The sequence below is a fragment of the Synechococcus sp. B60.1 genome, from assembly GCF_047462555.1.
Classification (GTDB): Bacteria; Cyanobacteriota; Cyanobacteriia; order Thermostichales; family Thermostichaceae; genus Thermostichus.
Map to the genome: position 1 here is coordinate 4,439 of NZ_JANSJN010000027.1, position 22,230 is coordinate 26,668.

23 protein-coding genes are annotated in these 22,230 nt (G+C 60.0%); 12 read left to right on the top strand and 11 right to left on the bottom strand.

Annotated features, from left to right (window positions below):
- The first annotated feature begins 262 nt into the window (after positions 1 to 262).
- Entirely contained in the window at positions 263 to 1,978 is a 1,716-nt protein-coding gene (locus tag NW863_RS04700) for an HD domain-containing protein (RefSeq protein WP_414364824.1), read from the top strand.
- Between the two features lie 279 nt (positions 1,979 to 2,257).
- On the opposite strand, the gene NW863_RS04705 is transcribed toward NW863_RS04700, so the two are convergent.
- Complete coding sequence (locus tag NW863_RS04705; RefSeq protein ID WP_414364826.1) at positions 2,258 to 3,952, bottom strand: S-layer protein; 1,695 nt, start codon at positions 3,950 to 3,952, stop codon at positions 2,258 to 2,260.
- A 321-nt stretch (positions 3,953 to 4,273) separates the two neighbouring features.
- Here NW863_RS04705 and psbE point away from each other — a divergent pair, with 321 nt between their 5' ends.
- The 4 genes from psbE to NW863_RS04725 all read left to right on the top strand — a co-directional run bounded on the left by psbE (position 4,274) and on the right by NW863_RS04725 (position 5,351).
- Positions 4,274 to 4,519, top strand: coding sequence for a cytochrome b559 subunit alpha (psbE, locus tag NW863_RS04710; protein ID WP_011431225.1), 246 nt, complete (start codon positions 4,274 to 4,276; stop codon positions 4,517 to 4,519).
- Positions 4,520 to 4,885: 366 nt separating this feature from the next.
- Positions 4,886 to 5,029, top strand: coding sequence for a cytochrome b559 subunit beta (psbF, locus tag NW863_RS04715; RefSeq protein ID WP_414364828.1), 144 nt, complete (start codon positions 4,886 to 4,888; stop codon positions 5,027 to 5,029).
- 5 nt (positions 5,030 to 5,034) lie between these two features.
- Positions 5,035 to 5,160, top strand: coding sequence for a photosystem II reaction center protein L (locus NW863_RS04720; protein WP_011431223.1), 126 nt, complete (start codon positions 5,035 to 5,037; stop codon positions 5,158 to 5,160).
- A 71-nt stretch (positions 5,161 to 5,231) separates the two neighbouring features.
- Positions 5,232 to 5,351, top strand: a complete 120-nt coding sequence (locus NW863_RS04725; protein WP_011431222.1) for a photosystem II reaction center protein J — start codon at positions 5,232 to 5,234, stop codon at positions 5,349 to 5,351.
- Between the two features lie 329 nt (positions 5,352 to 5,680).
- Here NW863_RS04725 and NW863_RS04730 read toward each other — a convergent pair whose 3' ends face one another.
- The 6 genes from NW863_RS04730 to NW863_RS04755 all read right to left on the bottom strand — a co-directional run bounded on the left by NW863_RS04730 (position 5,681) and on the right by NW863_RS04755 (position 9,146).
- Positions 5,681 to 6,874, bottom strand: coding sequence for a class I SAM-dependent methyltransferase (locus NW863_RS04730; RefSeq protein ID WP_414364830.1), 1,194 nt, complete (start codon positions 6,872 to 6,874; stop codon positions 5,681 to 5,683).
- Between the two features lie 62 nt (positions 6,875 to 6,936).
- A complete protein-coding gene (locus NW863_RS04735) occupies positions 6,937 to 7,110 on the bottom strand; it encodes a hypothetical protein (protein WP_414364832.1) in 174 nt (57 codons plus the stop codon).
- A gap of 47 nt (positions 7,111 to 7,157) precedes the next feature.
- Positions 7,158 to 7,703 carry an NAD(P)H-quinone oxidoreductase subunit J gene (locus NW863_RS04740; protein WP_414364834.1) on the bottom strand — a complete coding sequence of 182 codons (546 nt, stop codon included), beginning with the start codon at positions 7,701 to 7,703 and terminating at the stop codon, positions 7,158 to 7,160.
- A gap of 1 nt (position 7,704) precedes the next feature.
- Positions 7,705 to 8,445, bottom strand: a complete 741-nt coding sequence (locus tag NW863_RS04745) for an NADH dehydrogenase subunit K (protein WP_414364836.1) — start codon at positions 8,443 to 8,445, stop codon at positions 7,705 to 7,707.
- Positions 8,436 to 8,798, bottom strand: a complete 363-nt coding sequence (gene ndhC, locus NW863_RS04750; RefSeq protein ID WP_011430811.1) for a photosynthetic/respiratory NAD(P)H-quinone oxidoreductase subunit C — start codon at positions 8,796 to 8,798, stop codon at positions 8,436 to 8,438. Before ndhC ends, NW863_RS04745 begins: the two co-directional genes overlap by 10 nt.
- Before the next feature lie 84 nt (positions 8,799 to 8,882).
- Positions 8,883 to 9,146: a hypothetical protein gene (locus NW863_RS04755; RefSeq protein ID WP_414364838.1), complete on the bottom strand. Its 264-nt coding sequence runs from the start codon at positions 9,144 to 9,146 to the stop codon at positions 8,883 to 8,885.
- Positions 9,147 to 9,311: 165 nt separating this feature from the next.
- On the opposite strand from NW863_RS04755, the gene NW863_RS04760 reads away from it, so the two are divergent.
- From NW863_RS04760 to NW863_RS04770, 3 genes are all read left to right on the top strand, one after another.
- Positions 9,312 to 9,956 carry an XRE family transcriptional regulator gene (locus tag NW863_RS04760; protein ID WP_414364840.1) on the top strand — a complete coding sequence of 215 codons (645 nt, stop codon included), beginning with the start codon at positions 9,312 to 9,314 and terminating at the stop codon, positions 9,954 to 9,956.
- 151 nt (positions 9,957 to 10,107) lie between these two features.
- On the top strand, positions 10,108 to 10,953 hold the full coding sequence (locus tag NW863_RS04765; protein ID WP_414364842.1) for an OmpA family protein: 846 nt from the start codon (positions 10,108 to 10,110) through the stop codon (positions 10,951 to 10,953).
- Positions 10,954 to 11,057: 104 nt separating this feature from the next.
- Positions 11,058 to 11,528 carry an ATP-binding protein gene (locus tag NW863_RS04770; protein ID WP_414364843.1) on the top strand — a complete coding sequence of 157 codons (471 nt, stop codon included), beginning with the start codon at positions 11,058 to 11,060 and terminating at the stop codon, positions 11,526 to 11,528.
- Between the two features lie 5 nt (positions 11,529 to 11,533).
- Here NW863_RS04770 and NW863_RS04775 read toward each other — a convergent pair whose 3' ends face one another.
- Both NW863_RS04775 and murA read right to left on the bottom strand, forming a co-directional pair.
- A complete protein-coding gene (locus NW863_RS04775) occupies positions 11,534 to 12,664 on the bottom strand; it encodes a geranylgeranyl reductase family protein (protein WP_414364844.1) in 1,131 nt (376 codons plus the stop codon).
- Between the two features lie 401 nt (positions 12,665 to 13,065).
- Positions 13,066 to 14,418 (bottom strand): UDP-N-acetylglucosamine 1-carboxyvinyltransferase, encoded by a 1,353-nt coding sequence (gene murA / locus NW863_RS04780; RefSeq protein ID WP_414364855.1) that lies wholly within the window; start codon positions 14,416 to 14,418, stop codon positions 13,066 to 13,068.
- Between the two features lie 438 nt (positions 14,419 to 14,856).
- Here murA and NW863_RS04785 point away from each other — a divergent pair, with 438 nt between their 5' ends.
- The 4 genes from NW863_RS04785 to NW863_RS04800 all read left to right on the top strand — a co-directional run bounded on the left by NW863_RS04785 (position 14,857) and on the right by NW863_RS04800 (position 18,308).
- Complete coding sequence (locus NW863_RS04785; RefSeq protein ID WP_414364845.1) at positions 14,857 to 15,537, top strand: DUF3386 domain-containing protein; 681 nt, start codon at positions 14,857 to 14,859, stop codon at positions 15,535 to 15,537.
- Positions 15,538 to 15,589: 52 nt separating this feature from the next.
- The gene (locus NW863_RS04790; RefSeq protein ID WP_414364847.1) at positions 15,590 to 16,882 is read left to right on the top strand and encodes a GNAT family N-acetyltransferase; all 1,293 of its coding nucleotides are present in this window, start codon (positions 15,590 to 15,592) and stop codon (positions 16,880 to 16,882) included.
- Positions 16,883 to 16,905: 23 nt separating this feature from the next.
- Positions 16,906 to 17,511: an Npun_F5749 family FMN-dependent PPOX-type flavoprotein gene (locus NW863_RS04795; protein ID WP_414364849.1), complete on the top strand. Its 606-nt coding sequence runs from the start codon at positions 16,906 to 16,908 to the stop codon at positions 17,509 to 17,511.
- Positions 17,512 to 17,738: 227 nt separating this feature from the next.
- Complete coding sequence (locus NW863_RS04800) at positions 17,739 to 18,308, top strand: hypothetical protein (RefSeq protein ID WP_414364850.1); 570 nt, start codon at positions 17,739 to 17,741, stop codon at positions 18,306 to 18,308.
- 188 nt (positions 18,309 to 18,496) lie between these two features.
- Here the strand turns inward: NW863_RS04800 and mraY are convergent, their stop codons facing one another.
- Both mraY and NW863_RS04810 read right to left on the bottom strand, forming a co-directional pair.
- Positions 18,497 to 19,519 carry a phospho-N-acetylmuramoyl-pentapeptide-transferase gene (mraY, locus tag NW863_RS04805; protein ID WP_414364857.1) on the bottom strand — a complete coding sequence of 341 codons (1,023 nt, stop codon included), beginning with the start codon at positions 19,517 to 19,519 and terminating at the stop codon, positions 18,497 to 18,499.
- A 158-nt stretch (positions 19,520 to 19,677) separates the two neighbouring features.
- On the bottom strand, positions 19,678 to 22,053 hold the full coding sequence (locus tag NW863_RS04810) for a phosphoketolase (protein ID WP_414364851.1): 2,376 nt from the start codon (positions 22,051 to 22,053) through the stop codon (positions 19,678 to 19,680).
- Positions 22,054 to 22,230 lie beyond the last annotated feature (177 nt).

Below are 22,230 nucleotides of genomic sequence, written 5' to 3' on the forward strand. Positions count from 1 at the left end.
ATGCGCTCCAGCTTGGGAGATTCGTGGGTACGCAGCAGCTTGAGAGGGCTGTTGGCCTGCTGAGGCGACGCGGCTGGTTGAGACATCGGAACCCGCTTAACGACAAAAAAACGACTATCCGTGTCCCTATCTTAGGCTGAGCCCAGGGCAGACGGGATCCCAGGCGGGGGGAATTGCCCCCTTGAACCTCAGTCCACAACCCGGCCAGGAAAAAGGGGGGAAAGCACACAGTATTCTAGAAGTGTGGCAACCCCTTCGATTCATGGTCTCTTCGCTCGCCAACCTTGCCGAACGCTCTGCCGCCGCCTCCGAAGCGAAACCGGTCTCCTCTTCTGAATCTGGAGTTGCTCCGGTTATCGCCGCCATCGATGTGGGCAGCAACTCCCTGCACATGGTGGTGGTGCGCATCAACCCCCACATCCCCAGCTTCACCATCATCTCCCGCGAAAAAGCCACCGTCCGCCTGGGAGAGTTTTGCAGCCAGACAGGCGCCCTGACGCCTGCCGCCATGGAACGGGCGCGGGTGGCCCTGGAGCGGTTTTGCCGCATTGCCGAAAGCTTTCAGGTGCAGGACATTGTTGCGGTGGCTACTAGCGCCGTGCGCGAAGCCCCCAACGGGCTGGAATTTTTAAAGCGGATAGAACAGGAGCTGGGCCTGCGGGTAGAGCTGATCTCAGGCCAGGAGGAAGCCCGCCGCATCTACCTGGGCGTGCTCTCGGCCATGGAGTTCCACAACCGGCTGCACGCGGTGGTGGATATCGGCGGCGGCTCCACCGAGCTGATTCTGGGCAACGGCCAAGAGCCGGAGTTCCTGCGCAGCATCAAGGTGGGAGCGGTGCGCCTGACCCAAGCGTTTTTGCGCCACGACCCACCCACCCCTGCCGAGCTGCAGGCCCTGCGACAACACATCCGCGGCATGCTGGAAGCTCCCATCGAGCAGATGAGGCGCATCGTTGCTGCTTCCCAACAGCCGGGATCCCTGACCTTTGTGGGCACCTCCGGCACCATCGAGTGCCTGGCCCAGTTGGATGCCCGCCGCCGCTTGGGTGCTCCCCCCACTCGCCTGCAGGGGTATGAGTTCAGCCTGGAAGCCCTGCGGGGCTATGTCAAAGAGCTGCGCTCTCTCACGGTAGCCGAGCGGCAAAAGCTGCCCGGTCTGGGAGAAAGACGCGGGGAGATCATCCTGGCCGGGGCGGTCATTTTGGAGGAGGTGATGAGCCTGCTGGGGGTGGAGCGGATCCAGTTTTGCGAGCGGGCGCTGCGGGAAGGGCTGATCGTAGATTGGATGATCGGCCAGGGGCTCATTGAAGATCGGCTGCGCTACCACAGCTCGGTGCGGCGGCGCAGCGTCCTCAAGTTGGCGGAAAAATACCAGGTGGAGATCCCCTATGCCGAGCGGGTGGCGGAGTTTGCCCTCAGCCTTTTCGATCAAACCCGCGGCATCCTGCACTCCTGGGGATCCCGGGAGCGGGCTCTTCTCTGGGCGGCCGCCATGCTGCACAACTGCGGCCACTTCATCAGCCATGCCGCCCACCACAAGCACTCCTACTATCTGATCCGCCACGGGGAGCTGTTGGGCTTTAACGAAGAAGAGGTGGAGGTGATCGCCAACCTGGCCCGCTACCACCGCAAGTCGCCCCCCAAGAAGAAGCACGAGAACTTCCAGCGCCTCAGCGACGAGCGAGATCGCCAAGTGGTGCTGGAACTTAGCCCCTTGTTGCGCATAGCCTGTGCTCTGGATCGCCGCCGCCTGCAGGCCATCCAAGCGGTGCACTGCCGCTTTCAGCTTCTGGGAGAAGGCCCCCGCCAGATGGAGCTGATTTTGGATCCCAGGCATCCCAACGACGACTGTGCCCTGGAGCTGTGGAGCTTGAACGAGAAGAAAAAGGCCTTCGAGCAACAGTTCAAGCTGCAGGTGATTCCCAAATTATCCACCCAGATCCAGCGCAGCGCGGATCCCTTTGAGGCAGCCGTCTAGCCAAGGGGCATATAGTCGTTTCAAACAAGACGAAGACACTTTGCCGCTGGCCCTCACCCCCAGCCCCTCTCCCAGAGGGAGAGGGGAGTTAGAGCGGCGCGTTCGCGACAGCATTGCGTAGTAATGACGACGCGGAGAAATGTTTTATTACCATTTGAGATGGCTATAACTACCAGGCTGCTTGTGATCGCCAATAGCTGGGCAATCGGATCGCATGCCTTTAACTACAGCTTGCGCCAGCGGGATAAAGTTCTCGCGATGCTGCGCGGCAAGTTTTGCTCAGGGAGCGATGGTGATCGGCGAGGGGCTGGTTTGGGTGGCTCTTTGCCCGCCCCGCTCCAGGATCACCTCGATGAGGCCGTTGTTGATCGGCTGCATGTTGAAGGGCAGTTGTTGCTGGGTTTCATAGAGTCCGGGCGCCACCTCCCGCATCTCCACCTCTGGCGTCACCCCGACGATGCGAAAAGCTGCCCGCCCCCCTGGATCCCCTCGCATCGTCACTTTGAGGATCTCGCCCATGCGCAGGCTGGTGCTGTTGGTGGTAATGCTAAAAATCTGAGGCGGCCCAGCAGCGACAGGCCGAGAAGCTGGCTGAATGGTGGAGCGAGTTCCCTTGGATCCATCGATTGCAAAAGGGAAGATCTCGCGGTACTCCTGGCTGAGGCCGTCTTTGCTGAGCACAATTCGCAAAACAGGGTTGCTGGCTTGGTGGGTGGGGGCCACCACGTAGGTGCCCTCGTAGTGGTTGGGTCTCACTTCTCGCATCGGCTGGTTGAGGGCCAGATTCCCCAAATCAAACTGGGCGATCCCTCCCGAGTCCCCCCAGATGGCAATGGTGAGGATATCCCCTTCCACCAGGTCGCGCTGGGGATCCAGGCGAATCGCCGCAATGCGCGGATAGCGGTTGCCGGCTGCGGCCAGAGGGGCGGGGGTGGCTGGCTGCGGCAGAGGGGCGGGGGGAGGAAACACCGGTTCCACCGGCGGGGGGGCGACATTGCCCAGGGCCAGTTGAGGGAGCCGCCGCTGAACGCGGGTGCTGACTCCATTAAGGCTCAGTTGGATGCGGATATCGGGGCCGAAGGCGCTGTCTTGAGGGCCAAGGGTGTAAACGGCGCGGTAATAGCCGGGCTGCACTTCTTCCATGGGCAAACCCCGCACCAGGTCGCCAATATCCACCGTGGCCCTGCCGTTGGGAGTACCCTGCGCCTCAACGGTCAAGGTTTTCCCTGCCGGCACCACTCCCGACTCAGGGATAACCCGCGTTTGCAAGATTTCGGGTTGGATGGTCTCGGCCACCGCAGCGGGAGAAGGCCGCAACTGCACCACCGGAGGCGGCAAGGGTGGAAGCTGACCGCGATACACCAACGCCTGATGTAACAGCACCGCCCCCTCAGCTCGGCTCAGCACCCGATTGGGCCGCAGCCGGGCGGGATCCGGCACATTCACCAATAGCCCCGCTTCACCCGCCATGGCCACAAAGGCCCGTCCCACCTCCGGCACCTCAGCAGCATCGCTGTAGAGAGCCATCCATTGCTCTATGGCCTCTGGGCTGGGAGGTGGTAACTGCAATGCCCGCACCAAAATGGCTAGGGCTTCCAGGTGGGTGAGATCTCCTTGCGGACGAAACTCGTTGCCCTCATACAGGCGCATCGCCCCTGCCTGCAGCACCGCCTGGGCCGTCCAATAGTCGGGGGTATTGGGCTCGAGATCGCGAATTTCTTGCACCTGGTTGGGGTTGGGGATGTAGCCGAAAAACTCCGTCAGCCACTGGGCCAATTCTAGTCGGGTGAGAGTGGCCGACAGCGGCTCCTGGGTGAGCACCAGATCGGTCTGGCGCTCCAGCGCCGCCACGTAGGCATCGGCCCAGGCCAGTGAGGCTTGCTGCTCTACTCCTTGGGACCAAGCCGGCAGGCTGACGCTCGACCAGCCTAGCGTCCAACACAAACTCAGAGCTAGGGGCCACGAGCACCGCATAGCTGTTACTCCTGTTCCGTTGACATCCCCCCAGGGTCAGCTTACCTCAAAGTTCCGCCTTGCCCTCAAGCCCTCGATACCAGTTGGGATTGCGCCCTTTGGCAGTGGGATCCCCAACCCCCAGGCGTGCGGGCTCACCCTGGGGATCCCTGGGATTGAACTCAGAGGCTGTTAGGAGATCTGACCTATGCAAGATGGAGTCTGGCTTGCCGGCAAACGGCTTGAGCCATCGTCTTGTAACTTGTAGCTGTGCATGCAAATCCCTATCATTGTGTTATAGACTCAAAGAGCCCTTTTGCCCCTAGTGCAGGGAGGAGTTTCATGGCTGGCAACACTGGAGAGCGACCTTTTGTCGATATTATTACCAGCGTCCGCTACTGGGTTATTCATGCCCTGACCATTCCCGCTTTGTTTTTGGCGGGTTGGCTTTTTGTCAGCACCGGCTTGGCTTATGATATCTTTGGTACTCCACGCCCCAATGAGTATTTCACCGCAGAGCGGCAGGAGTTGCCGATTGTCAGTGACCGCTTCAACGCTCTCGAGCAACTGGAAAAGTTAACTCGCTAGGAAAGAGCAGGGCCAGGCTGGCAACTCTTTAGCTTAATCGGCGGGAAGCCCCACACTGTATTTGTGAACTGTATTTACTCAAAAGCAAATCAGTGTCGGGATAAAGGCTGTTTGTGCTACAATTGAGGAGAACAAGTTAAATCTCTGGAGAGTTTTCCTGACTTGTTCCCGACGCGGGCCGCACGGTGGCACCACGCTAAGACCTCTGTACCAACAAGTCTGTGAAGCATGAAGACCGTGCTCTATCGGTTCGCGCAGTGTGGCGTAAGCCATGCTGTGCTGACTCAACGAAGATGAGGGTCGAGGATCGTTCACCTGTTGCGATTTGTAAATCTATTTTGTGTTCCAAGAGCCAGGATCTGGACTATGGCGACCAAATCTGTAAACAACCCTGATGAGCCCGTTTTTTACCCTGTTTTTACCGTCCGTTGGTTGGCGGTGCATACTTTGGCAATTCCAACCGTTTTCTTTCTGGGAGCTATTGCTGCGATGCAGTTTATTCAACGGTGAACCCCATGGCTGATCAACCCGAAAAGAATCCCAACACCCAACCGGTAGAGCTAAACCGCACTTCCCTATACCTGGGCTTGCTGCTGGTGTTTGTGGTTGGGCTGCTGTTTTCCAGCTACTTTCTCAACTGAGACTTTAATCCATCTCCGGTCTTAAGTTGAGAAAAGCTGCAGGAATCAATTTCTTTTGGAGGCCAGTTGCTATGACTAGTCAGGCAAGGATCCCTCTGTGGATAGTGGCTGTGGTTGTCGGTTTGGGTGTAGTCACGGTGGTTGGGCTTTTCTTCTATGGCTCCTATACCGGTCTTGGAGCCCCCGTGTAGTTTAGAGAAGTAGAGGAGCGCGAGGGGCAGTAATCCACACGACCCCTCGCTCTGTTTCGTTTTAGGGTACGCTTGACACTCCGCCGACTTTAAGTCGGGGGATTCTTACGCAGTCCACAAGCGGACTTGTAAAAGCACTGTCAAGACGCCTCTACACAGTTCCCTAGGGCAAAGCCCTAAGGTTCAGCTTACTTTGCGGAGCAACGCTTCCACGCTATGCACTGGTCGGGTTCGTAGTAGGTGCTTGCTAAGGCCTCCGGCCCGCTGGGGCAAAGGGAGAGCAACTCAAGTTGCTTGCGGGCTTCTCCACCTTCCACTTTAGTGCGGGGCTACCAAGCTATCCCCCTGTGTAGCTCCGGATCGACAAAGCCCCGCAGCGGCTGGGCATACTCCGAGTCGCTCAGGCCCTTAGCTTGCAGCAGCACCCCAAAGCTCCCCAACCCCAGCGGATCCAGCAGAGCGTGAAGGGCATGTCGCCGTCGCAACACCTGGCCCAGATCCCCCCCCTCGTCGCCAACTTGGCTGAGGTCGGCTAGCCTTTTCGCCAATCCCAGGTTTACCAAAAAGTAGCTCTGCTGGGTGAAGCCCAGGCACTTGAGCCCCAGAGATTCCCCCACCTGCTGCAAGGTGGTAAAGTCCACATGGGCAGTGAGATCTTGGGATCCCACCCAGACATAGGGATCCGCGTAGGTGCCGTGTTGGCGGTAGGCCAGGAGCGTGCCCTGGAAGCGCTGGGGGCTGTAGTAGCGCTGGGCGGTGTAGCCGTAGTCAAGGGTGAGCACATAGCCCCGTCGCAGCTTGCGGGCCAAAAGCTGGAGCCACTCTAGGGCCTTGAGATTGACCTCGGTTTGGTAGCCGGAGGGGTAAGTGGCAATCGGGATCCCCAGGCGGGCAAAGTAGGTTTCCAGCGCGGGTGTAGAGGGAGCCCCCAACACTTCTCGGAAGCCCCCCTCTTCCCCCTCTGCCCAATCCACGTAGATTTCCCGCAAGGCCCCTGCCTGCACCTGTACCCGATGGACTGGGAAGGCGTCCACCAGCTCATTGGAAAAAAAGCAGCCGGTTACCGATCCATCTGGGATCTCGTCCCACTCTAGCCAGCGCACCTTCCCGCCATAGCCGGCCAAGCGCTCTTGCTGCAGCCGCCGCAAAAAAGCAGAGCGCTCGAGGATCCCGTACTCCAGGGCTTGCCAGAAGTCAGGCCAAGTGGAGCCCACATAGGCCAGCCAGTCTTCAGCCAGGCGGCCGCTGCCCGCCCCCATCTCAATCACCGCAAAATGGGGGGGGGATCCCAAAATGTGCCAGAACTGGAAGATCTGCTCAGCCAACAGTTGGGCAAAATCCGCCGCCAAGTGGGGGGAGGTGCGATAGTCATAGCCGAGGGGGAGATGCTCCCGCTCGTAGTAACCCAGCCCTGGCTCGTAGAGGGCCCACTCCATGAACTGGGCAAAGGTCACTGGTCCCCGAGCGCGAATGCGGCTGCCAATCAGCTCTGGCAACCTTCGGTCGGCCTGCGAGGGCAACAAGGGCAAACCCGGATTGCCCAAGCCTAAGTCTTGCCTAGAAGGGCTTACCAATGGGGATAGACTCACTTATTCAAGGGACGACGCCAATTTTGGCGGAACTGGCGGTTGGTCAAGAGCAGCAGCGGCCAGAGGGCCGACACCGCCCACTTTCCAGAGCCTGAGTAGATGCGATCTGCCTTGCGGGCTGAGTACCAAACTCCCCCTGCGTAGATTACCAAGAGTAAAAAAGGCCACATCTCTCTCACGTCCTGCGAACGCTGCTCAGCCGGTTGAGGCATCCCCCCTAGTAGGCGTCCTGCAACTCATAGAAGTCAGGCGTGATATAGTCCTTGCGCAGCGGCCACCCAATCCAGTCTTCCGGCATCAAGATCCGCTTCAAGTTGGGGTGTCCCTCGAAGATGATGCCGTACATGTCATAAGTCTCCCGCTCCTGCCAGTCCGCCGACTTCCAGATCCAGTACACCGAAGGCACCCGCGGATCTTGGCGGGGCAGCTTCACCTGGATCCGCACCTCCTGCGGCCGATCTGCCCCGTCCACCAGCTTGATCAGGTGATAGAGGCTGACCAGAGGTTGCCCCGCCCCCAGGTCGTAGCCGCACTGGCACTCCAGGTAATTGAAGCCATAGGCATAGAGGGCAGTACACACAGGTAAGAGAAAGTCCCGCTCCACCTCCAACAGCTCCACTCCGGCGGCATCTCTACCCAGGTACTGATGGTCAAAGCCATTATCGGCGAGGAACTGGGAGACCGGCCCCCGCTCCAGCGTCGCCAATGGTTCTGTCGGCTCGGCTGTCGAGGACGGCTTTTCCTGGGCTTTGTCCTCTGTCATCTCACATTCCTCCCTGCAGCGCTTTGAGCTGTTGCTCTGCTCGCTTGAAGTCGGCCGTTTGCAGTGCCGGTGGCACCGGCAGGCCAATAGCAGCGGCCAACTCCGGCGGCGGGGCTTGGCGAGTTTCGCTCTCCAAGTACTTGCCAGTGATGATCTCTGGCACCGGCTTGAGGTTGTGCTTGACGGTGTAGTAGCGGTGAGTTTGCTGCAGGCGGCCCCGCTCCCGCATATCCTCGGCGGCGATCTTCTTGCGCAGCTTGACGATGGCATCCATGATTGCCTCCGGGCGAGGCGGGCAGCCAGGAATGTACACGTCCACTGGGATCAGCTTATCTACCCCCCGCACCGCCGTGTAGGAATCGGAGCTGAACATGCCGCCGCTAATGGTACAGGCCCCCATGGCGATCACGTACTTCGGCTCGGCCATCTGTTGGTAGAGCTTGACCAGCGCCGGCGCCATCTTCATGGTTACGGTGCCTGCCGTGATGATCAAATCGGCCGTGCGCGGCGAAGAACGAGGCAACAGGCCGAAGCGGTCGAAATCGAAGCGGGAGCCCAGCATGGCTGCAAACTCGATGAAGCAGCAAGCAGTGCCGTAGAGGAGCGGCCAGAGGCTGGACATCTTCGCCCAGTTGTACAGGTCGTTAACCGTGGTGAGAACAACGTTGTTCGAGAGGTCTGTGGTAACTTGCGGGGCAGACGCCGGAAACAAGACTTCCGGCTCCTTAGAGGTCATGACCATTCCAGCGCTCCTTTTCTCCAAGCGTACACAAGGCCCACCACAAGGATGGCGATGAAAATCAGGGCCTCCACAAAGGCCAGCAGTCCCAAGCGATGAAAGGCCACCGCCCAGGGATAGAGGAACACAGTCTCCACGTCGAAGATCACGAAGACCAAGGCGAACATGTAGTAGCGGATGTTGAACTGGATCCAGGCCTGGCCAAACGGCTCCATCCCCGACTCATAGGTGCTGCGGCGCAGGGATCCCCGCCGCTTTGGGGCTAAGAGCGCAGAAGCTCCCAGAGCCAAGACCGGCAGCAGGGCACAGACGATCAGAAAAACCAGCAAATACTCGTAGCCGGATAAGACAAACACGACGCCAGACCGCCTCCGGTGCTCAACATTTAGATACGTTTTCAGTATAGAGCCAGTCTGGAGCCTCCTGGCGCTGCCCAATCTTTAGTTCTGCTGATGGTCTCGATTGCAGGAGTGGCGTTTCTCCAGCCAACCCCACACCCCGCTCAGCAGGGCTCCAGCCATCAGGATCCCCAGCGCTGGCTGGAACAGAGGCAACCACAGCCGTAGCCAAAGTTTGTAGCCCAGCGGGATCCCAATGAAAGCTCCCGTTACCGAGAAGACAAACCAGACAAAGCCGGCAAACACCAGAAAGACTAGGGCAATGAGAAAATGATCCAGCCAGCGCTTCCAGTCTGAGACGGTCATAGGGATCAAGCCAGAACAAGTTGAGCCTCTCAGATCCTACTACTGGAAACTCTGCCCTCTTCCCTCCAACTCAGCATAAACACTATCCCCCACCTCTCACGGGGGTTGACTTGTCAATATATAGTGGTAGAAATTTAGTTGTACACAACCTGTAGTGTTAAGCCGATGTCCACCTCCTCTGATTCCTCCTTTGCTGCCCGTTTGCGACAGGTGATCGGCAATGAGGCCATTTATGCGTTTGGGCGGCGGGCCGGCATTAGCGATACAGCCTTGCGCAGTTACCTCAAGGGATCCGTGCCCGGCATCGACAAGGCAGTGAAAATTGCCCAGGTGGGGGGGGTGAGTCTCAGTTGGCTGATTACGGGGGAGGGATCCCCTGGCGACGCCAAAACGGAGTATGTATACGTGCCTCTGGTGGATGTGGTTGCCTCGGCAGGGGCCGGGGCGCTGGTGCGGGAAGAGTCCATCGAGTCGGTGCTAGCTTTTGAGCGTAACTGGCTGCGGGCCCATCTGAAGGGGAACCCGGATGGGCTCAGCTTGATTCGGGTGCAAGGGAACAGCATGTCTCCCACCTTGGAAGATGGCGACTGGATCTTTGTCGAGCGGCAAGAAGAGCTGGGGGAGGAGGGCATCTACGTCTTTCAGAGGGATGGCGAGCTGTGGGTCAAACGGTTGCACCGCCTGTCGGGATCCCGAGTAAAAGTTATCAGTGACAACCCACGCTTTCCGTCTTTTGTGGTCGATTGTGCGGATCCCGTCAATGGCCTGACCCTTATAGGGCGCTATCGGGGCCGTCTTAGCTTCGACTAGGCTTTTGCCAAGGATGGCGGGAAGTGGCAGCCTGAGCAACCCCTAATCCTCTTGGCGAGCGGTGGTCGCCGGATAGGATCGACTCTAGGCGTTGAGTTGAGCCCGGTTTTCGCTCCTCGCCTACGCCCAGCCAGCCGGAGGTTTGCCTGCGATGCCTCGCCCATCCAAACGTGCAACGGTCTTTCTCAATCTCTCCAGTGGGCTCCTCTTGGTCGGCAGCGGCATCTGGGCGGGAATGGTGCTCCCGCAGCAGCTTCCGACCCAACCGCTGCCAGCTCCCCAGCCGCAGGTCAATACGCCGCCTGAACAGCCTGTCCCCACCCCGCCGCCGCTCCTGCCCACCCTGTCCCCACCCCAGGCCAGTCCCGCAGCGGTGAGCCCGACAGCCGATGCAGCTTCACCAAGTGGGAATCCAAATCACGAGGGCCTCACGGAGCTGGAAAGGGAGATTCGAGAACTCCGCCAGCAGGTGATCCAGCTTTTGATCCGAATTGAAGAACTGGAGTCGCGGCTGCAACGGCTGTCTTCCCAAGCAGTGGCCCCTGAGCCGAGGTGGGAATCGGCCACCGCTGCCGAGATCGCCCCGGAGGGAGTGAGCGTCCCCGCCCCCAGCGCAACGCCGACCCCTACCTCTTTTCAGGTGGGAACTCGAACCATCAGCCTGCCGGGCGATCTGCTCTTCGACTTCGACAAGGCCGAGATTCGGCCTGAGGCGGCCTCGCTGCTGGCCCAGGTGGCGAAATCCTTGGAAGCCATGCCCGGCGCCCGCGTTCAAGTGAACGGTCACACCGACAACATTGGATCCCTAAACTACAACCTGGCTCTTTCCCTGCGCCGCGCCAACGCTGTTAAAGACTACCTAGCTAACCTGTTGCCGGAAGGCCATCCCATCAGTTGGACAACCTCTGGCTTTGGCCCCACCCTGCCGGTGGCCGATAACGACACAGAAGCCGGACGGCAGCGGAACCGCCGTGTGGATTTGATCATCGCTCCCTAGCTTCCCCCCCAAAATGGGGGATGACATGTTCTGGCAGGGCTCTGGTCTAGAATCTGGTAGGGCCAAATGGCTTCAGGTTCAATCCCTATCGTTGAGTTTCGATTTTGAACGCAGCAGGGATTCCGTCGGGGGAAAAGCAGACCTTTGCGCTGAGAGTAGACACAACCCTGGATGCTCTCGGCCAGGTTTTGACGTGGTTTGAGTCTTTCCGCAACGCCGGCATCCCGGGCCCCATCTGGTTGGAATGCCAGTTGGCCTTGGCGGAGGGCTTTACCAACGCCGTTCGCCATGCCCACCGCGCTTTGCCTCCCAGTACACCCATTGATATCGAGCTGGTTCTGATGCCCCAGGGGCTGGAGCTGCGCATCTGGGATCAAGGGCAGGAGTTCGACTTGGAGGGCTTTGCCCAAAACCTGGCAGCCAACAGGCTCCCCAACGCCGAGTCTGAGGGAGGACGGGGCATTTTGCTAATGAAGGCTCTCTCCACCCACTTGAGCTACACTCGCCAGGCGGATGGCCGCAACTGCCTGCTAATCAGCAGGCGCTTCGACGATCCCGCCCCTGTCTCCCAATGACCGGCCTAGGCTAACAGGCCAGCGCTCAACTTGCGAATGGCCGAGCTGGCCACATCGCTGTAGCGCAGCTCACCGGCTAAGATTTGGCCCATGCGCCGAGTGGCTCCCGGTCGCTTGACGCCTACCCTGTAGCCTACACCCGGAAAGCGGTAGAACAGCGCCGCGATCCGCTTGGCCCAACGCATCTCTGAGCCCCACTCCTGCTGCACGCGGGCGGAGTAGGTCGCCAGGGCTTCCGTATCTCCTGCCAGGGCTTGGTCGATGGCCTGCGCTGCCAGCATGCCGGTGAGGAGGGAGGGGCGGATCCCTTCGGCGGTAAACGGATCGACGACACAGGCGGCATCTCCCACCAAGAGGGCATTTTGGCTGTGCAGGGGTTGATCCCCCTCCCAGAGACAGATGGGATGGCCAAACTGCCTGACCGATTTCAAGTCCACACCAAAGCTTTGGGCGTACTCGGCGGCGATGTCCCGCAAGTTTTGTTTTTCGCCACCCCGAAAGGTGCCCGCCCCGATCGAGTAGCCATCGGCTTTGGGGAAGTTCCAAATGTAGCCGTTGCTCACGGCGCCAAAGTCGAAGTGGGCGGCTGCGGTTTGCGGCTCTGAGACGGGCACTTCTGCTTCCAGGGCGGCAGCCAGGCGGCGCTGCCGGTGTTGAAAGCCCAGCCACTTGGCCATCGAGCCTTTTGCCCCATCGGCCCCGATCACATACCGACCCCAGACCGGGCCGGTGGCTGTCATCACCTGCCAGCGGTCGCTCTGCCACTCAATACCGGAGACAGGACATTCCGTCTGAAGCGCTGCCCCCTGCTTTTGCGCCTGCTGAATCAAGTAATGGTCGAAGACCTCCCGCCGCACCATCCATACCGGCTCTTTCAGATCCAGGTCAACCACAACCGGATCCCCGCCCCGCCAGGTGTAGCGAATTTGCCGGATCTTCAGCGAAATGGCGGGGCTGAAATCGAAGTCAAACCAGGCCGCCACCATGGGAGAAACGCCGCCGCCACAGGGTTTGTAGCGAGGCCAAGAATCCTTTTCCAAAACCAACACTGAGCGCCCCCGCTTGGCCAGGTGATAGGCGGCCGAGCCGCCGGCAGGGCCAGCGCCGACGATGACACAGTCGTACACTTGGGACATGGCTCTCGATCCGTGAACGACTCCCGACACTCCCCTGCGTTGAGTCAACACAATATGGCTTATGCCACGCTGCGCGAACCGATAGAGTGCGGGCTTCACGCTTCCCAGACTTGTTGGTACAGAGGTCTCAGCGTGCGGCCACCGTGCGACCCACGGCGGGAAACTCTCCAGAGATTGAACTTGTTCTCCTCACTTGTAGCACGAACAGCTTTCATCCCGACACGGATTGGCTCTTGAGTAATTACAGTGCGGGTCTTCCTGCCGATTAAGCTAACCCCTTCTCCCTAGAATTTGGGCTGTCGGCTCCTAGCCTACCGCATCCTTTTTCCCTCCAGAAAACCAAGGGGATGACGCTTGGGGCCAGCGGATCCCCCCAACAGCGTAGGCTCAAGCCCTATTGCTCAAATGGGCCAATTTTGCGATGGGATCCCCTTTCCATCGGCTTGCTCAGGCTGAGGGGTGAGCGGGATCCCTGCCGGGTGGTTACAGCGATACACCTTGGCCCCGACATTGCGCAGCTTTTCATCGATGGCTTCGTAGCCGCGGTCGATGTAGTGGAGGCCGTGGATGGTAGAGCAGCCCTCAGCCGCCAGGCCGGCCAACACCAGAGCTGCCCCCGCCCGCAAGTCCGTAGCCACCACCGGCGCTCCCGACAGCGACGGCACTCCTCGGATGAGGGCGACCCGGTTCTTGAGGCGAATGTCTGCCCCCATGCGATTGAGCTCGGGGATGTGGTGCATCCGGTTTTCAAACACCGTCTCCTCGATGGTGCAACTGCCCTCGCTCAGGGCGGCCAAGGCCATGATCGGCGCCTGCACATCAGTGGGAAAACCCGGATAGGGCAAGGTCTGGATATCGGTTGCCTGGCAGAGCCAGCCCGAACTGAGTCGCGCCGGGGCAATGCGCAGCCGGTTGGGGCCTTCTTCCTCCACCCGCAGCCCCATGTCACGCAACTTGGCGATCACCGCCCGCAGATGATCCGGGATAACAGGGCCAACCGTGAGTTCGGAGCCAGTGATGGCCCCGGCAATGAGGTAGGTGCTGGCCTCGATGCGGTCGGGAATGACCGTGTACTCGGTGCCGTGCAGGCGCGGTACCCCTACCACCACAACCGTGTTAGTGCCTACACCGCGAATGCGGGCCCCCATTGCCTGACAGAAACGGGCCAAATCCGCCACTTCTGGCTCTTGGGCGGCATTTTCGATGACCGTCTCCCCATCCGCCAGCGTAGCGGCCATCATCAGAGTTTCAGTGGCGCCGACGCTGGGATAGTCCAGGTAGATGCGGGTTCCCACCAGCTTGCGGGCATAGGCATGAACCACGCCGTGCTCGATTTGAACCGTTGCCCCCAACGCTTGCAGGCCCCGCACATGCAGATCCACCGGACGGGAGCCGATGGCACAGCCGCCGGGCAGAGGAACTCTAGCCACTCCCAGCCGCGCCAACAGTGGCCCGATGATGAAAAAACTGGCCCGTAACTGGCTGACCAATTCATAGGGAGCTTGGGAAGTTTTGAGGGAGCTGGCATCCAGGTCGAGGGTATTGCCCACATGGGACACCTTAACCCCTAGGGTGGTCAGGATCTGCCCCATGCGTTCAATGTCCAGCAGGCGTGGCACGTTGTGAATTCGGCAAGCTGCAGGAGCCAAAAGGGATCCGGCCATGAGAGCCAAAGCCGAGTTTTTCGCGCCGCCGATGGGAATGTGGCCGCTCAAGGTCTGCTTGCCGACAATTTTCAGCACCGGCCCCATCATCTCCGGCGGAGCTGCCACTCTGGTCTGGGCCGGCGACAGGTTAGGCGCTGGGGATTCCGTCCTACCGACGCGATCGTCAAAAAAATCTCTCAATCTTCCTCCTCACCCGCAAAAAGATAGAAAAGTTCTTTCCAGAGAATACTCTGGGGATCAAAGCAGCAACTAAGCTTGCAGGCCAAAACTTGGCGTGAGGCAGGAAGAGAAGCTCGAGTGGCTGTGCCTCTATCCTACAGCGGCGGATGGGGGATCAGCTATGCCAGCTCTTTGCGATGCGAAAACCCCTGTCTTAGCGCTGTGGGGAAGCAGGCTATAGCCGGTAGGGAGTATGTCAACAAATGCAGGTTCTTGCCGCAGGCGGCTGGGGGAGTAGCCTGGCAGCAAGGGGCAGTATGATGGATGGCTATGAGAAGCGCTTGCCAGTAAGACAGGAGACACCCGATGACCGCGACCCAAGTTTCTGCCGAAGAGTTGTTTCGGGCCGCCTACGAAAATCGCTACACCTGGGATCCCGACTTTCCGGGCTACAGCGCCGAAGTCACCTACTGGGATGGGGAGCGTACTTTTGTGGGGCAGGTGCGAGTGGGGGCAGACCTGAAAGCGACGGTTACGGGCGTGGAGGATGAGGAAGCCCGGAAAGCTATTCACAATCAACTTTGGGAGATTGCCATTCACCGGGTGCGCCGCAGCTTTGCCGAGACCCACGGGAACAATACTTTCCGCTATGGCCAGATCCTACCCGATGGCAGTGTGGAGATCCTGGTGGGTGGCAAAGCCGAAGGGGATCGCTACCACGTGCGCGACAACCAGGTAACCCTGGTGCATCGGCATATTCATGGAGTAGTGGTGACCATCCACACCTTCAGCAGCCACGACACCGGCGAAGGCTACCTCTCCCATCGCTACGACTCTGTCTATCACGACGCCAAGACTGGCGAGCAAAAGGGTGGGCGCAGCCAGTTTGAAGATCTCTACACCAAGGTGGGCAAGTACTACATTCTCTCGGAGCGGCGCATTCAAACGGAGACGGAAGCTGGCGTTGTTGAGAAGTGCTTTAGCTTCAGCAACTTTGCCTTGCTGGATGCTAGCGGCCAAGCGACTACAAAAAGCCCAACACCCTGAATTTTTGTGGCAGCAACGACCTCCGGAAGAGGGATCCTGAGCTATGCTTTGAATGTTCTCCCGCCCACACTTTGGCATGGACAACCCTGCGGCAAAGCCCAACCCGGATTCCAAAGCTCCTAGGGAGGCTCCCGAACTGATTCTCCGCCCCGCTCAACTGGGCGATCTGGAGGCGGTGGAGGAGATTTTGGCGCAAGCTTTTGATGAAGAGTACAGCAGCCGCTCGGTGGACATTCGTCGCCAAGTGCGGCGGTTACGGCAGTGGTATGGCCCCCTGAAAACCTTGAGCCTGTTTCCCAACCGTTTTCAGCACATGTTTACGGTGCATGTGGCGGAGCTGGAAGGCAAAATCCAGGGGGTCATTCAAGTTTCTCCCTTTAACCATTCCCGCAGCACCTGGCGGGTGGATCACATTGCTGTGGTGCCCTCTGCGCGGCGGCAGGGGGTGGGATCTCGGCTGCTCAAGCACTGCCTGGAGCACTTTCGCGAGGCTCGCACCTGGATCTTGGAGGTGAACATCCACAACAAGGAGGCGATGGCCCTCTACCGACACAATGGCTTCCAACCACTGGTTCAGATTACCTACTGGTCGATTCCACCCGAGATCCTTGCCGCTCTCAGCCAGCACGAGCCCAAGCTGCCCAACTTGGTGCCGGTGACCAACCGGGATGCCTACGCCATCTACCAACTGGATACGGGATCCATGCCGGCCACTGTGCGCCAGGTGTACGACCGCGACGTGAGCGATTTTCGCACCAGCCCGCTGGATTGGCTCTTGGATCAGGCCAAATGCGTCATCAGCCAAACGGAACGGGTGGAGATGTGTGTCTATGAGCCTGAGCGGAAAACCGCTATCGGCTATTTCAACCTGAAGTTGGATCGGACGGGGCAGCAGCCGCATGTGGCCAAGCTCACGGTTCACCCCGCTTACACCTGGCTCTATCCTGAGCTCATGGCCAAGATGGCCCAGCTCACCCAAGCCTATCCCCCGCAGGCTTTGGCCTTGGCCTCCACCGATTATCAGCCGGAACGGGAGGAATTTTTGCTCAAGCTGGGAGCCCAGGACGTGGAGCGGACGCTGCTAATGTCGCGCTCGGTGTGGCATAAGGTGCGGGAAGTCCGCTTCCCTGGGTATACCGAGTATCTCGCTCTGGTGCTCCAAAAATTGCCGGTGAAGCAGCCGGTGCCAGAACGCTTTGAGGGGGCAACGGAGGGCTGGCTGGAACATCCCTTTCATTCTCTTCACCCAACTGTGCCGGATCCCAATGCCGTTCGCGCTACTCAGCCGGAGTCCTCACCGGGGTGCGCCAGAGACTCGCAATCAGAGGCTCCTCCCCCTCCCTAGTTGAAGTCTTGGCGGGCACCCCCATGAACCCGTTAGCCAGGGATCCCTCTTGGCGGATGTTGCTGCAGGCGGCCTTGCACCGCAACCGCAGCAATCCCGGTGTACGCTATTTGCAACTGGCTACAGTGGATCCCCAGGGGCATCCGCGTAACCGCACGGTGGTCTTCCGGGGATTTTTGCGGGATACCGACCGCATCCAGTTGGCGGTGGACAGCCGCAGCGAGAAGATCTGCCAGATTGCCCACTGCCCACTGGCCCAGATCTGCTGGTACTTCTGTAAAACTCGCGAGCAATTTCGCATTGCCGGCACTCTCGAGGCCATCGCCGCTGACCACCCGGATCCCCAGGCGCAGCAGCAGCGGCAACAGGTATGGCAGCAAATCTCGGAAAAAGGACGGCTGCTCTGGTTCTGGCCGGAACCCAAAGGCCCTCTTGCCCCACCAGAGGCTTTTGTTGGAGAGCTGCCCCCCGAAAAGGCTTCTTTGCCACCGCCGACATTTGTCCTATTGCTGTTGGATCCAACGGAGGTGGATCACCTCCAGCTCAAGGGGGATGCAACCTACCCCCAATTGCGAACCGTCTACGAGCGCAGTCCGCAAGGCTGGCAATGCCGAGCGGTCAACCCCTAGAAGGGATCCCAGCCGGCTCCGACCTGGGCAGGGGGCAGGGAAGCCGTTTTTCCCCTCGCTTTCCGGGAGAATATTGAAGAGAATAGATGTGCTAGCGCAAATGAACAATCTCCCACCCTCCGGAGCGACGCCGTCTGACGGCAGCTGGAGCTCCCCTCCTGGGGGGTAGGAGTCCCTCAGCTTCTGTCTCCAGCCGATACCTAGCCTTCCTGGTTGCGGTACCTCTGATGTCTATTTCCGCCCTCTCATTTGCTAAGCGCATTGCCCAAGCTGTTGCTCCTCTCTTTTTGACCGGCAAGCCCTTGTTGGCCAGAGCTTTGCAGGACAGGCTGCGCCAGGGATCCCTGGGGTTGGCTGTCGCTTTGGTTTGGGGTCTGGCTCCCGTTCAGGAGCTGACAGCCCAGCCGATGTTAAAATCCCCGCAAGGCTCCTTTGAAGAGAATATAGCTCCTGCCCTGCCCTCAGAATCTGCCTTCCCCACCTCCACCCGCACAGGACTCTTTCGAGTCGGCAATCGCACCCCTCACCCGATTCGGCTAGTGATCTTGATGCGCAGCGGCGGACGGCTGCTCAACCCAGAAACGGCTCACTGGGACTTTGCGCCCGGAGAAGGGGGTAGTGAAGGATTGGTGCTGAGTTTGGGCGAGGAGCCACTGCAGATCGGCCCCGGAGATATTGTGGTGGCTTTTACCTTGGATGGAACCGCTCGCTACTGGGGGCCGAACGTGGTGGGAGAGTCGCTGGCGCCCTTTTGGAATGAAGAGAGCGGCTTTTGGTCGATGATCTTGCAGCCTTAGGCAGCCGGGCAGGCGGCCCGAAATACCCTTTCAAACTTTTCAAAATGGTTCAAAAAAGTTACAGCCATTGCACTCTGGCTCCTCAGAGGGCGCTGGAGAGTAGAGGAGAAGATAGTCCCAAACTCGGCTTGGGAGCTCGGCCCCTGCACGGGAAGTGGGAGCTGCAGTCCGCCGGGATCCTCTGCCTCTCAAGCTCCGGCCCAGTGCCACCAGGCCCAGCCCAGCCCCACCAATAGCGCCGTTAGCCCATAGAAGCACCCCACCACCTGCACCTCCGACCAGCCCCCCAGCTCCAGATGGTGGTGGAGGGGAGACATGCGCAGCAGCCGTTTGCCTTGGCCGGTTTTGCGTTTGGTGTACTGGAAGTAGCCCACCTGCAGGATGACTGACAGGGCTTCCACCACCAAGATCCCGCCCATCCAGGCCAGGGCCCAGAGCTGATCCCCCAGCAGGGCCAGCCCCGCCAGAGCGCCTCCCAAGCCCAGGGATCCGGTATCCCCCATAAACAGGCGGGCCCGGTGGTGGTTGTGCACCAGAAAGCCCAGACAGGCACCGCTCAAGGCAAAAGCCACGAGCGCCAAAACGGGATCCGCTGCCATCAGCCCCAGCCCTGCCAGGACGAGGGCCACCACCCCTGCCGCCAGACCGTCCATGCCGTCGGCGAGGTTGACGGCGTTGTTGGTTCCCACTAACACAAACAAAGCCAAAGGCCAGAACAGCCAGCCCAGGGAGAGGGCACCTATTCCCGGCAGGGTGAGAACGGTAGGGATCCCTTGCCAAGCTAGATAGCCGCAAAAAGCCAGGCCAACCCCAACTTGGAGCAACAGCTTCACCTTGGGGGACAACCCCTTGTTGGAGCGCTGCCGGATAACCAGCCAATCGTCCAGCCAGCCAACCAAGGTGTAGGCCAGAGTCAGCAGCGCCACCGCCAGCCACTGGGGATCCCAGCCGCTCCCGATGCCAGCTACCAGCAGCCCTACGGGCAAAAAGCTAAGGCCACCCATGGTTGGCGTGCCCGCTTTTTTGTAGTGGGACTGGGGCCCCTCTTCGCGGATGACCTGCCCTGCCTTCCAGCGCCGCAAGGCTGGGAGAAGCAGGGATCCCAGCATAGCCGATCCCAGTACGCTCAATCCAAAGGGGACGGCCACCTGGGGCCGGATCCCGATGACCAACGCCGAGAGGGCCAGGCCCAGAACCCAGGAGAGGGCCATCCCTCCCCAGGCCGCCTCTTCCAGAGCGGGAAGCGTATCCGCATCCGCCCTTTCTGAACTCCTCACCCCCTTAACCTCCAGCCCAACTCCTCAAAAAACTCCGGCAGGAGAGCCTAAGAAAACTCTACTCTGCCGGAGGCCCAGAGGCGAAGGATCCCCTAGTAGGGCCACTTCCAGTTGCGCACCTCCGGCAGATCCTCGCCGTACTTGCAGATGTACTGCTTGTGCTCCACCAGCTTGTCCCGAATCAACTGCTGGACGTGATCCCGCCGGTACTTGAAGCGCTCCACCCGCTCCAACACGTCGTTGGCCAGGTTGAAGCGATCCACCTGGTTGAGGACGCACATGTCAAAGGGAGTGGTGGTGGTGCCTTCCTCCTTGTAGCCGCGCACGTGTAGGTTGTGGTGGTTGGGACGGCGGTAGGTGAGGCGGTGAATCAGCCAAGGATAGCCGTGGAAGGCAAACACGATGGGCTTGTCGGGGGTGAAGATGCTGACAAACTCCTTGTCGCTGATGCCGTGGGGGTGTTCGCTGGGCGGCTGCAACTTCATCAGGTTCACCACGTTCACCACCCGGATCTTGATATCCGGCAGGTGCTGCCGCAAAAAGTCCGCCGCCGCCAGGGTTTCCATCGTCGGCACATCGCCGCAGCAGGCCATGACCACATCCGGCTCCGAGCCCTGATCGTTGCTGGCCCACTCCCAGATCCCCAGGCCCTGGGTGCAGTGCTTGATGGCGGCATCCATGTCCAGGTACTGCAGGGCCGGCTGTTTCCCCGCCACAATGACATTGACGTAGTGGCGGCTGCGCAGGCAGTGGTCGGCCACCGAGAGCAGGGTGTTGGCATCCGGCGGCAGGTAGACGCGGATGATTTCGGCTTTTTTGTTGACCACGTGATCCAAAAAGCCGGGATCCTGGTGGCTAAAGCCGTTGTGATCCTGCCGCCACACGTGGGAGGTGAGCAGGTAGTTGAGGGAGGGGATGGGCCGCCGCCAAGGGATGTGCCGGGTGGTTTTCAGCCACTTGGCATGTTGGTTGAACATCGAGTCCACCAGGTGGATGAAGGCCTCGTAGCAGGAGAAGAAGCCGTGGCGGCCTGTCAACAGGTAGCCCTCCAGCCAGCCCTGACAGACGTGCTCGCTCAAGATCTCCATCACCCGTCCATCGGGGGAGAGGTGCTCGTCGTAGTCGTAGATAGGCGCCACCCAGGTGCGGTCGCTGGCCTCAAACACGGCGTTCAGGCGGTTGGAGGCAGTTTCGTCGGGGCCAAAGAGGCGGAAGTTGTGGGGGTTGAGCTTCATTACATCTCGCAAAAACTGTCCCAGCACCTTCGTGGCCTCGGCCTCCGTGGTGCCAGGGCGCGGGACGTCTACGGCGTAGTTGCGGAAGTCCGGCATTTTCAGCTCCCGCGTCAGCAGGCCGCCGTTGGCGTGGGGCAGGGCACCCATGCGTTTTTCCCCTTTGGGGGCCAGCTCTTGCAGCTCGGGCCGCAAACGGCCGTTTTCGTCGAAGAGCTCTTCTGGCTTGTAGCTGCGCATCCACTCTTCCAGGAGCTTGAGGTGCTCCGGGTTCTTGGCCAGATCCGCCAGTGGCACCTGGTGGGAGCGCCAGAAATCCTCTACTTTTTTGCCGTCCACCTCTTTGGGGCCCGTCCAGCCTTTGGGGGTGCGCAGGATGATCATCGGCCACTGCGGACGGGTAGGATCCCCTTTGCTGCGGGCGTGCTGCTGGATTTCTTGAATCTCGTGGATCACCGTGTCCAAAGTGGCGGCCATCAACTGGTGCATCTGGGCTGGCTCGGAGCCTTCGACAAAGTAGGGCTTGTAGCCATAGCCCACAAAGAGGCTTTGCAGCTCTTCACGGCTGAGGCGGGCCAGGATCGTCGGGTTGGCGATCTTGTAGCCGTTGAGGTGCAGAATCGGCAGCACCGCCCCGTCGTGGATGGGGTTGAGGAACTTGTTGGAGTGCCAAGAGGCGGCCAGGGGGCCGGTCTCGGCTTCTCCATCCCCGACTACACAGGCCACCAGCAGATCGGGGTTGTCGAAGGCTGCCCCAAAGGCGTGGGCTAGAGCATAGCCCAGCTCTCCCCCCTCATGGATGGAGCCGGGGGTTTCCGGGGCCACGTGGCTGGGTACGCCGCCGGGGAAGGAGAACTGCTTGAAGAGCTTGCGTATGCCCTCGGCGTCTTGGCTGATGTTGGGGTACACCTCGCTGTAGGTGCCCTCCAGGTACGTGTTGGCCACCAGAGCGGGGCCGCCATGGCCGGGGCCGGTGATGTAGAGGATGTTGAGGTTTTCCCGCTTGATGATGCGGTTGAGATGCACGTAGATAAAATTCAGCCCCGGTGTGGTGCCCCAGTGCCCCAGCAGGCGCGGCTTCACATGCTCTAGCTTGAGGGGTTCCCGCAGCAGCGGGTTGTCCATCAGGTAAATCTGCCCCACCGACAGGTAGTTGGCGGCCCGCCAGTAGGCGTCCATTTTGCGCAGTTCGTCGTCGGTCAGCGGTTTTGTCGAGAGCTGTTCTGCCAAAACCATAGCCGTACCCCCTAGGTATCTCTACTCCCATGGTGAGCCAGGTTGGGGCGTAGGCTTGGGGATCTTGGGATTCCTTTGGATTTGGGAGATGGGGTGAGGGATGAACTACCCCACCGCGTAGGCGGGTGGGGTTTCCTCACCCGCTTGGCAGCAGAGCTTTTGTCTCTTCTTCTGCCC